This is a genomic window from Paenibacillus paludis (assembly GCF_042610515.1).
Taxonomy (GTDB): domain Bacteria; phylum Bacillota; class Bacilli; order Paenibacillales; family Paenibacillaceae; genus Paenibacillus_AQ.
Map to the genome: position 1 here is coordinate 186,609 of NZ_JBGJZP010000014.1, position 10,417 is coordinate 197,025.

General features: G+C 49.1%; 11 protein-coding genes. 10 read left to right on the forward strand and 1 reads right to left on the reverse strand.

Going from position 1 to position 10,417, the window contains the following annotated elements:
• The first annotated feature begins 8 nt into the window (after window positions 1-8).
• From ACAN56_RS24090 to ACAN56_RS24135, 10 genes are all read left to right on the forward strand, one after another.
• Complete coding sequence (locus ACAN56_RS24090; protein WP_342436924.1) at window positions 9-344, forward strand: ribosomal-processing cysteine protease Prp; 336 nt, start codon at window positions 9-11, stop codon at window positions 342-344.
• An 18-nt stretch (window positions 345-362) separates the two neighbouring features.
• Window positions 363-674: a 50S ribosomal protein L27 gene (gene rpmA, locus ACAN56_RS24095; protein ID WP_019908993.1), complete on the forward strand. Its 312-nt coding sequence runs from the start codon at window positions 363-365 to the stop codon at window positions 672-674.
• A gap of 392 nt (window positions 675-1,066) precedes the next feature.
• Window positions 1,067-1,807, forward strand: a complete 741-nt coding sequence (locus tag ACAN56_RS24100; RefSeq protein WP_379146021.1) for a Spo0B domain-containing protein — start codon at window positions 1,067-1,069, stop codon at window positions 1,805-1,807.
• Between the two features lie 15 nt (window positions 1,808-1,822).
• Window positions 1,823-3,133, forward strand: a complete 1,311-nt coding sequence (gene obgE / locus ACAN56_RS24105; protein WP_341119062.1) for a GTPase ObgE — start codon at window positions 1,823-1,825, stop codon at window positions 3,131-3,133.
• Between the two features lie 298 nt (window positions 3,134-3,431).
• The gene (locus ACAN56_RS24110; protein ID WP_038595667.1) at window positions 3,432-3,869 is read left to right on the forward strand and encodes an ACT domain-containing protein; all 438 of its coding nucleotides are present in this window, start codon (window positions 3,432-3,434) and stop codon (window positions 3,867-3,869) included.
• Window positions 3,870-3,944: 75 nt separating this feature from the next.
• Window positions 3,945-5,231 carry a homoserine dehydrogenase gene (locus ACAN56_RS24115; RefSeq protein ID WP_038595664.1) on the forward strand — a complete coding sequence of 429 codons (1,287 nt, stop codon included), beginning with the start codon at window positions 3,945-3,947 and terminating at the stop codon, window positions 5,229-5,231.
• A gap of 62 nt (window positions 5,232-5,293) precedes the next feature.
• Window positions 5,294-6,274 (forward strand): homoserine kinase, encoded by a 981-nt coding sequence (thrB, locus tag ACAN56_RS24120; RefSeq protein WP_038595661.1) that lies wholly within the window; start codon window positions 5,294-5,296, stop codon window positions 6,272-6,274.
• On the forward strand, window positions 6,271-7,158 hold the full coding sequence (gene pheA, locus ACAN56_RS24125) for a prephenate dehydratase (RefSeq protein ID WP_038595659.1): 888 nt from the start codon (window positions 6,271-6,273) through the stop codon (window positions 7,156-7,158). The genes thrB and pheA overlap by 4 nt, the downstream gene beginning before the upstream one ends.
• A 4-nt stretch (window positions 7,159-7,162) precedes the next feature.
• Window positions 7,163-8,044, forward strand: coding sequence for a branched-chain-amino-acid transaminase (gene ilvE, locus ACAN56_RS24130; RefSeq protein ID WP_038595656.1), 882 nt, complete (start codon window positions 7,163-7,165; stop codon window positions 8,042-8,044).
• 260 nt (window positions 8,045-8,304) lie between these two features.
• Complete coding sequence (locus ACAN56_RS24135) at window positions 8,305-9,915, forward strand: LysM peptidoglycan-binding domain-containing protein (RefSeq protein WP_379146022.1); 1,611 nt, start codon at window positions 8,305-8,307, stop codon at window positions 9,913-9,915.
• A 300-nt stretch (window positions 9,916-10,215) separates the two neighbouring features.
• Here the strand turns inward: ACAN56_RS24135 and ACAN56_RS24140 are convergent.
• Window positions 10,216-10,417 (reverse strand): hypothetical protein (locus tag ACAN56_RS24140; RefSeq protein WP_379146023.1); only part of this gene is annotated, 202 nt, incomplete at its 5' end.

Here is a 10,417-nt window from a genome sequence, read left to right on the forward strand (position 1 = left end):
GTGCGTTAATGATTAACGTGCGGATTACACGGGCTTCAGCTCAAGGTACGATTGTCGGTTTTGCCGTTAAAGGGCATGCGGAATACGCGAAGAAAGGCTGGGATATCGTCTGCGCCGGTGTTTCCACAGTTACATTTGGAACGGTGAATTCGATTGAGAAGCTGACTGGTGTTGTTCTGGATACTTCAATGGATGATGGATTTTTAAGCGGAACCCTGGTTCCGGTGAGTGATCCTGAAGTCTCCGCCAAGATCCAGCTTTTGCTGGAATCCATGGTTGTCATGCTCAGTGATATCGCAGAATCATACGGGAAGTATATTAAGATACAGCAAGTTATTATTTAAAGAAGGAGGTTGACCAACATGTTGAAATTGGATCTTCAGTTTTTCGCATCGAAAAAAGGTGTAGGTTCCACAAAAAACGGACGTGATTCCCACTCGAAACGTCTTGGCGTGAAACGTGCTGACGGTCAAGCAGTAACCGGCGGCAACATCCTGGTTCGTCAACGCGGAACTAAAATTCACCCAGGCACTAACGTAGGCATCGGTAAAGATGATACGCTCTTCGCATTGGTGGATGGCGTAGTGAAGTTCGAACGTTGGGGCCGCGATCGCAAAAAAGTGAGTGTGTACCCGGTTGATGTCGCTCCGGTAGCAGCGGCACTGGAAGCGTAAGCTTTCCGAACATTATTTGCATGTAGAAGCCTCCGGCATGAGTGCCGGGGGCTTTTTTGAAATATTAGAATTTATAAGCTTCACGCTATAAATTATCCTTCTATTTCTCGCTGAAACGGATACCGTCCTTTTGAGGACGGCGAAGCCGGTTCCACTTGACAAAATGGGATTCAACTTTTTAGGGTCGCCACAAAGTATCTGCGTAAGCATCGAACCCAAGACCCCACTTTGTGGGGTTATTTTGCAGGGGGAACTGATATTTCATTCACTTGCTCTCTGAATGCTAATGATTGCCGTGAAAGCCTGTGTTATACTGGAAAATGGCATATGCTTCATCAATGTGAATATTGAATTAGACATGAATTTTGCGAACTGAGGGACGGGGAGAAAGAATGAAATCCTGGAAAAGTTTCGTCTGGGCAGTCATGTTATCCGTATTGCTTCCTTTAGGTCTCGTGTATTGGCATACCTCCCTTTTCACATGCCTGCTGCTTGGAATATGGGTAGCTGGGGTGCTTGCTTTCAGCTTTATTTACAACCGGCGTCATTTTGAAGAGGAACTGCGCATACAGGAGAAGACTCTGCAACAGGCGGCGAACCGGACACTGAATCATCATCGTCATGATTGGATGAATGATCTGCAGGTGCTTTACGGATATATCCAGCTGGGCAAGCCTGATAAATCCGTGCAATGTGTGGAAAGAATAAAGGAACGTATAGCGCTTGATAGCCGTATCGCCAAATTGGGAATCCCTTCGCTGGTGTTTTATTTGCAGTCTTTCCGCACTTTCCGCAGTAATCTGGAGCTGGAAGTGCAGGTGGAGGAAGGCTTGCAGCTGGAGGACAAGCTAAGTCAGGAGGAAGGCGACGAGCTTACTTCGGTGATTATGCAGACGGTAAGGGCATACCAATACAGTGGACTTGTTCCGCAGGGCGATACCCAAAGACTCCGCCTAAGCTTTATACAGGATGGAGGAGACATTCTGATCTCTTTCGAAGGCGAGGGTGAGCATAGCAATCCCGAGCTGCTGCAGGGGCAAATTTATAATATAGTCCAAGGAAAAATTATGAAGGCGGAGCAGTTGGAGCAGGACAGAGCTCATGTGAAACTGCGTTTACCGCTGGAGATGTAAGGAAGGTGAACATGAATGTTCGTAGATAAGGCTAAGATTTATGTTAAAGGCGGCGACGGAGGCGATGGACTGGTAGCGTTCCGGCGTGAAAAGTATGTGCCGGAAGGCGGGCCTGCCGGCGGTGACGGCGGACGCGGCGGCGACGTTATTTTCCGGGTGGATGAAGGTTTGCGTACACTGATGGATTTTCGTTATCAGCGCCACTTTAAAGCAGAACGTGGTGTAAAGGGACGCAACAAGAGTCAGCATGGTGCTAATGCCGAGCATATGATCGTGCGGATTCCTCCGGGAACTGTATTGATCGACGACGACACCCAGGAAGTGATCGCCGATATGACCCGTCACGGACAGCAGGTTGTTGTAGCGCGCGGCGGACGGGGCGGACGGGGGAATACCCGGTTTGCCACTGCTGCCAATACAGCGCCTGAGCTGGCTGAGAACGGGGAAGAAGGCCAGGAACGTTATGTAGTGATGGAACTGAAGGTAATGGCTGATGTAGGCTTGGTTGGATTCCCGAGTGTCGGGAAATCGACGCTGCTGTCGGTAGTCTCCGCAGCTCAACCGAAGATCGGAGCTTACCACTTCACAACGATTACTCCGAACCTGGGTGTGGTGGATGTTGGTGACGGCCGGAGCTTTGTCATGGCGGATTTGCCCGGACTGATTGAAGGGGCCAGCGAAGGCATCGGCCTGGGCCACGAATTCCTGCGCCATGTCGAGCGCACGCGCATTATTATCCACGTCGTGGATATGTCCGGTTCCGAGGGGCGAGATCCCTTTGAGGATTGGGTCATGATTAATGATGAGCTGAAGCAGTACAATGCGAGTCTGATTGACCGTCCGCAGATTGTCGCGGCGAACAAAATGGATATGCCTGAATCAGAGGAGAACCTCACTTCTTTCCGTGAACGGATTGCAGAGCTGCGTCCGGATCTGGAGATTATGCCGATCTCCTCACTTACCCGCCAAGGGGTGCAGGAGCTGCTCTACCGCGCTACGGATATCCTTGACAGCATTCCGGTTGCTCCGGTGGTTGAAGAGGTGGCAGAAACCTCTGAACGCAAGGTATATAAGCTGGAGGCGGAAGAGGATAACTCCTTCACCATCACCCGCGACAACGATGCGTTTGTTGTTAACAGTCCGCGCATTGAGCGGATGATCAAGCGTATGCAGTTGAGTACGCATGATGCGATCCTGAAGCTGGCCCGTACCCTGCGCCACATGGGTGTAGATGCGGAACTGCGTAAGCGTGGGGCTGTAGAAGGCACGATTGTCCGCATTGCCGATTTCGAATTCGAGTTTGTAGAGAACAGCAGCTACTATTAATAGTGGTACAGGCTGCACGTTACACGCTATAAAGCAGATAGAAGAAACGCCGACTACGTTTTTCCTGACAAGGAGGACGGAGGCGGCGTTTTTTTTTTTGTAATATTCTGTTTGGTTTAGGTTAATTGGCATACATTAAAGTGGTGAGAGACTGTCCGTTTGCTGCTTAGAGGATGTAGGAAGCTTCATTCTTGCAGCGTATTCATGGCCCCCGTGTGAAAATGTGTTGCGTTATTCGGGCTGAATCCTATATAATGTCCACTAAGAAAACACAAAAGTCTTTGGGGTGAGGACGTTCGTGAAAGAACGCTATTATTTGGTCCGCGAGGACATATTGCCTGATGCTGTGCTGAAGACGATGCAGGTCAAACAGCTGCTTGAGGCGGGAGATGCCAAGACGGTGCACGAGGGTGTTGAGAGGGTTGGACTTAGCCGCAGCGCTTTTTATAAATATAAGGACGGCATACATCTGATCCATCAACTGGAGCGCGAACGCATTGTCACGATCTCCATTGATCTGGAGCATGAGTCCGGTATGCTGTCCAAGGTACTCGGCTGTGTGGCAGTTCACGGAGCCAACGTGCTGACGATCCACCAGAGTATTCCGCTCCAAGGGCGGGCCAATGTTGTGATCTCCGTGGAGATCTCGCATTTGAATGAAGAAATGGGCGATATGCTTGATGGCCTGAAGGAAATTGCTGGAGTGAAGCGCGCTTTTATTATCGGCCAGGGTTAAGATGTTTACGAAGCAGTTTTATTGCGATCATTATTCTGTGAAGTATAGCTTCATATAACTTTTAGGAGGATTCAAATGAAGCCGGTTAAAGTTGGTTTATTGGGGCTGGGAACAGTAGGTACGGGCGTGGTCCGTATCGTAGAAGGAAATCAGGAGGATCTGAGCAGTCAAGTGGGCTCCCCGATTCTCATTGAGCGCATTGCTGTGAAGAATACGGATAAACCCCGTGAAATCGAAGTAGATGCCTCCAAAGTGACTTCAGATCCATGGGAGGTTATCCGTGATCCTGAAATTGATGTCATCGTCGAAGTGATGGGCGGCATTGCCGGAACGAAGGAATATATCCTTGAAGCGCTGGAACGCGGCAAACATATTGTAACCGCCAATAAAGATTTGATGGCGCTGCACGGCTCGGAGATTCTGGCCAAAGCGCAGGAGAAGCAATGCGATGTGTTTTATGAGGCAAGTGTAGCCGGAGGAATTCCGATTATCCGCACGCTGATCGAAGGCTTTTCATCAGATAAGATTATTAAGATTATGGGGATAGTGAATGGAACAACCAATTACATACTGAGCAAAATGAGCCAGGAAGGCGCGTCCTACAATGATGTTCTAAAGGAAGCGCAAGGACTGGGATATGCTGAGTCTGACCCGACCTCCGACGTTGAAGGTCTCGATGCTGCACGCAAGATGGCGATCCTCGGCACGCTTGGCTTCCGTACAAATGTTGAACTCAGTGATGTCAGTGTGAGCGGCATCTCGGGAGTGAGCAAAGAGGATATCGCGTTTGCTAAACGTCTTGGTTATGAAATGAAGCTGCTAGGAATCGCGGAATGTGAAGACGAGGCGTTCAGTATCAGTGTTCAGCCGACCATGATCCGGGCCAGCCATCCGATCGCTTCCGTCAACGGTGTCTATAATGCGGTGTATGTATTCGGGCAAGCGGTAGGAGAGACTATGTTTTATGGTGCGGGAGCAGGTGCGATGCCTACAGCAACCTCTATCGTTGCCGATCTGGTGGCGGTTATCAAGAACCTGAAACTGGGCGTTAACGGTCTCAAGCAGATTGTCCCATATAAGCAAAAGAAGCTGAAGAGCGACGAGGACATCTTTTTCAAGAACTTTTTGCTGCTGCATGTAGATGATAAAGCGGGTGTGCTGGCGAAGATCACCCAGGTGTTTGCCGAATACGATGTCAGCCTCGATTCCGTTGTGCAGCAAGCCAACCCAAATAATCCTGATGCGGAGATCATAATTGTGACGCACAATGCAAGCAAGGCGAGTATGAATAAGGTAATGCGGCATTTGGAGCAGCTTGCGGTCATCCACCGGATCAAGAGCCACTATCGTGTGGAAGGCTGACAACGGAGTAAGTTCCAGATATCAGGAACCGCGTAAAAATAACGAAGGAGATTTCATCAGCCATGAGTATTTACGGAAGGTCTAGAGTTAAAGTCCCTGCCAGTACCGCCAATCTTGGACCGGGTTTTGATACACTTGGTATGGCCTTGTCGCTGTATGCCTGGATTGAGATGGAGGAAGCTGCGGAAACCGTGTTTCACCTACATGGTGATGAGATGAAGGGTGTGCCCCAGGACAAGAATAACTTGCTCTACCAGGTAGCCCAAATGGTTTTTGCGGAAGCTGGGGTTACCATCCCTGAGTTGTCGATTTCCATGTATTCCGAGATTCCGCTGACACGGGGGCTTGGCAGCAGCGCTTCAGCCATTATTGGCGGAATGGCAGCAGCTAATGCTATGATTGGTTCACCGCTGGACAACGGCAGACTGTTTGATATGGCCACCGCACTGGAGAAGCATCCCGACAATGTTGGAGCGTCCCTGTTCGGGGGAATCATTACGGCTGTCTGGGATGGCGGGCATGCCGACTATATCCGTCTGGAGCCGCCACAGGATCTGGAAGTGCTTGTTGTGATCCCCGAATTTGAGCTGGCCACGGTCAAAGCGCGTGGGGTCATTCCCTCCGAAATCACGGTGGGCGATGCGGTGTTTAACATCAGCCGCACCTCGTTGCTGACGGCGGCACTGGCCTCTGGCAGGCTTGATCTCATCAGCCGGGCCATGCAGGACCGGCTGCATCAGCCATACCGTGCGCCGCTGGTGCCGGGGATGGAGAAGCTGCTCGCCGAAGCCCCGCAGCATGGGGCGCTGGGAATTGCTCTTAGTGGCGCGGGCCCTACACTTCTTTGTCTGGTCGACCGGCGCGAGGGCAGGAAGCAGGAGCTTGAGCAATTTTTGAAAGAAACGATGCAGCAGCACGGTATCCCGGCCCGCACTCGCTGGCTGCCTCCATGTACTTCCGGGGTTACCACTGAGCTGCTTGAAAGAAACGGGATGCAAAAGCAATCATTTTTGGATATGATAAAAGGAGAAATACAGTCATGAAGTCAATAGCGGTATTGCCGCAGGGTACCGTCTCCCACGAAGCGCTGCTGCACTTGTTTGGTGCTGAGCCAGTAAAGCTTGAACATCATAAGCTGATTTCCGACGTTTTTCTCTCTACGGCAGGCGGTGCCACTGATTACAGCGTCATTCCCATTGAGAACACGATTGAAGGTTCGGTCAGTCTGCATATCGATTGGCTCATTAATGAAGTGAATCTTCCAATGCAGGCGGAGTGGATATTTCCGTCGATACAGAATCTCATCAGCAACCCGCAGGAGTTCAAGGATGACAGTGGATATAAGGATTATACTAAGATCGTAAAGATCCTTTCCCATTCTGTCGCCATGGCGCAATGCCTGCAGTTTATCCGTGAGCATGCCCCTTGGGCTGAGCTGGAGTCGGTCGGAAGCACTTCCGAAGCAGTGGAAATTGTAAAGAACAATCCGGGCAAAGGTTGGGCAGCAGTCGGCACGGCACTCGGTGCCGCAACGCATGGCTTGGAGATCCTTGACCGGAAAATCACAGACCACCATAATAATTACACAAGGTTTGTCCTTGTAGGCCCGCACAAGCTGAAGCTTCCCCGCAAAAGTGTCGGAGACAAGACAAGTATTCTTGTAACCCTGCCGGAGGATTTTCCGGGAGCCTTGCATCAGGTGCTGTCTGCATTTGCATGGCGGCGTCTAAATTTATCGCGTATTGAATCACGGCCTACGAAGAAGAAACTGGGTACTTATTATTTTTACATTGATGTGCTGGAACCGATAGAATCGGTCCTGCTCCCGGCGGCGATTGAGGAGATCAAAGCATTGGGCTGTCAGGTGCGGATTCTGGGCTCCTATCCCACATACACCTATGAGGAAGAGAAAGCGGAGGTGCAGTAAGTTCATGGCTGAGCAATGGATCTATCTGGATGGACAACACGTAACAAAGGAAAATGCAAAGGTATCCGTTTTTGATCATGGATTCTTATATGGAGACGGCATTTTCGAAGGCATTCGCATTTATAACGGCAACATTTTCAAATGCAAAGAGCATCTGGACAGGCTGTATGATTCGGCCAAGTCAATTATGCTGGACATTCCGCTGACTTACGATGAAATGCTGGAGGCTATGGCTGAGACGATTCGCTTGAACGATATGCGCAATGGCTATATCCGTTTGATTGTTTCGCGGGGTCCCGGAAATCTGGGGCTGGATCCACGGCGTTGCCCTAAGGCGAGCGTGATTATCATTGTGGAGCAGCTGGCTATTTATCCGGAGCAGGCTTACCTTAACGGTTTGCGGGCAGTTTCCGTATCACAGCGGCGCAATATCCCAGATGCACTGAATCCGAAGATCAAATCACTCAACTACCTCAATAACATCCTCGTCAAGATTCAGTCCAATCTCGCTGAGGCTGACGAAGCGATTATGATGAACGCTCAAGGGTACGTAACGGAAGGTTCGGGGGATAATATCTTCATCGTCAAAAGAGGTGTGGTGTACACGCCGCCTTGCTACCTTGGTGCACTCGAAGGAATTACCCGTCTGGCCATTATCGAACTCTGTGAGAAACTGGGACTTCCGCTGAAGGAAGAGCCGTTTACCATGCATGATGTCTATATTGCCGACGAAGTCTTTTTCACCGGAACGGCAGCCGAGGTTATTGCAGCCCGTGAAATCGATGGACGGATTATCGGAGCAGGGCATGCCGGACCGATTACACTGCAATTACTTGAAGAATTCCGTAATGCGGTGGATAAAGACGGCTACAAAGTCTGGGAATAGTGATTCAACTAAATTCATGATTTAACATAAGCAAATCCTTTCATGCCAGTCATGAAAGGATTTTTTTTGTTCACATGATGTCAATCGCCCATGGGCTGCATAAGATGTAGTAACGAAGGAGGCGGCTGTACCGCATTTTACGATGCTTGAGAGCAGAGCCGGGAAATCGGAATTGCCTAGAGCGGGGGTTGCAGCATAGCTGTAAAGAATGCATCGCTTCACAACTCTTTGGCATATGCCGTCTAGGTCAGGACTGTGTCGTGCTGATCTGGATGCATAGGCTCACAAAATTTGTAGGAGGTAAATGCTGCGTGAAAATACACATTGTTAAAAAAGGCGATACGCTGTATGCATTATCACAAAAGTATGGAGTAACGCTCCAAAAGATTATTGAGGCTAACCCGCAGATCAGTAATCCTGAAGTGCTTGTTATTGGGGATAAAGTTAAAATCCCTGCGGCTCCGATGCTTGTTCCGGAAAACAATGAGCTTTACTACAAGCACACCGTTAAACAAGGCGATACGTTGTGGAAATTATCCAAAGCATGGGGAATTACCTTGAAAGAGATCATTGACGCCAATCCGCATCTCAAGAATCCTAATGCGCTCATGACCGGTGAAGTTGTCAATATTCCCAAAAAGGCGAATGAGCCGACTCCAATCCAGGCTCAATCCATGCAACCTATGCAATCCAATGCCAATGCAAATGCCAATGCAAATGCAAATGCCAATGCAAATGCTACTCCGGTTCAACCGCTTGCTGTATCGCCTGAGGTGGTAGATAAAACAAAGGTTGGCGGAAAAACCTATACCGGACCGAAGGAAGAGCCCGTTCAGATAGTTTCCCCTGTCTCAACCCCGGCTCCGAATCCCGCACCGGCTCCTATCCAGGTTGCCGCACCTCTTCCGAATAAAGCACCTGAAGTAGCTCCCATTCAGGAAGTAGTGCATGAAACACAAAGTCTGTTTGTACAAATTTCTGTGCCTGCGCAAGAAGCCATAACCTATGAGATGCCCAAAGAAAAGGAGAAATCTGAGGTGCAGCCGGCAACCTGGCCTGACCATAAGGACGGACCATGCGAAAAAACAGCAGGTTATCCTGGATTAAACGAAAATCCATATTATTTCGATTGCCCGCCGGCATATCCGTACTATGAGCAGCCAATGCCAATGATGGGTATGAATGCGGCCCCAGGTTTTATCCAGCCGACTGCTTATATGCCGGACTGTGCTTCTCCGTATGATTATCCGGGTAACATGTATCCCGCAACTGACTATTCCAATGCTTGGTATCCAAATGCAGCTCCTGAGTATGTAAATGCGGCTATGGCTGAGAATAATCCTCCTGTTGATTATTCTGCGTACGCAGTTCCGCAGTACGGCGGTCAGTCCATGAACCTTCCTTGGCCGACCTGCGGCTGTGGTGGAGGAATGCCGAATCAGCCCTATACTTATGAACAGCCTGCATATAATAACATGTCGCCCTATATGCCACAGCCCGGTGCGGTTTCTCCTTACGGAGCTGGACCCTTCTCAATGCCGAATGAGGCCGCTGTTGCACCGTTAGGAATACATGGGATTCCTGGATATCCGATGTATCCGGGGATGGAGAATTATGCTCATCACAACCGTGTGCCAGAAATTCTTGAGCCGGAGATTATTGCGCAGAATGTTCCTCAAGCAGCGGAAGCCGTCAGTGCAGGAACCGCAGTTAAGAACAAAGCCAGCACGGGAAAAGCGGGTACTCCTAAAGTTAAAACCTCAGGTCTAGCTGGTGACAAATCAAATAAAACTGCACCTAAACAACGTTCGAAGCAATCAGGCCGCACGGGAACTTCGAAGAAAAGTAAAAATCCATGGATATCAAATTAAATTAGCTTTGGATTGAGATTTGCGTATTGCACCAGAGGGCCTGCATCATAAGATGCAGGCCCTCTGGTGTTTGCTTATTTATCATTAGGAAGAGTGTCATGCATAGTATAGCTAACGATACTAATAGTACTAAAGTGAAAATGGTAAATCCTGTGGGTTGTTTTTGTTAGAGGTTACATGTTATATTATAAATCCAGTCGCAAGCAGAAGGAACGCTTGGATGATTGGAACATGTTGAACGATTGATATTGCTAACTTGATGAAAAATAAGTGTTGCATTGAATCGGAAAACATGATATATTATAAGAGTTGCTGGTGACGAGATGATCGACACTGACAACGAGCTTGATCTTTGAAAACTGAACAACGAGTGAGTATGGAAATCACGTAAGTGAGATCCGAAATTAGAGAATGTAAATTCTCGTCAGATGTTTCAAATTGAGCAATCGCTCTTTCTAAATACCAATTTGGAGAGTTTGATCCTGGCTCAGGACGAACGCTG

Excerpts from the sequence above, each read along its gene's own strand:
- ACAN56_RS24090 (WP_342436924.1), top strand. The coding sequence starts at position 9 with ATGATTAACGTGCGGATTACACGGGCTTCAGCTCAAGGTACGATTGTC.
- rpmA (WP_019908993.1), top strand. The coding sequence starts at position 363 with ATGTTGAAATTGGATCTTCAGTTTTTCGCATCGAAAAAAGGTGTAGGT.
- ACAN56_RS24100 (WP_379146021.1), top strand. The coding sequence starts at position 1,067 with ATGAAATCCTGGAAAAGTTTCGTCTGGGCAGTCATGTTATCCGTATTG.
- obgE (WP_341119062.1), top strand. The coding sequence starts at position 1,823 with ATGTTCGTAGATAAGGCTAAGATTTATGTTAAAGGCGGCGACGGAGGC.
- ACAN56_RS24115 (WP_038595664.1), top strand. The coding sequence starts at position 3,945 with ATGAAGCCGGTTAAAGTTGGTTTATTGGGGCTGGGAACAGTAGGTACG.
- thrB (WP_038595661.1), top strand. The coding sequence starts at position 5,294 with ATGAGTATTTACGGAAGGTCTAGAGTTAAAGTCCCTGCCAGTACCGCC.
- pheA (WP_038595659.1), top strand. The coding sequence starts at position 6,271 with ATGAAGTCAATAGCGGTATTGCCGCAGGGTACCGTCTCCCACGAAGCG.
- ilvE (WP_038595656.1), top strand. The coding sequence starts at position 7,163 with ATGGCTGAGCAATGGATCTATCTGGATGGACAACACGTAACAAAGGAA.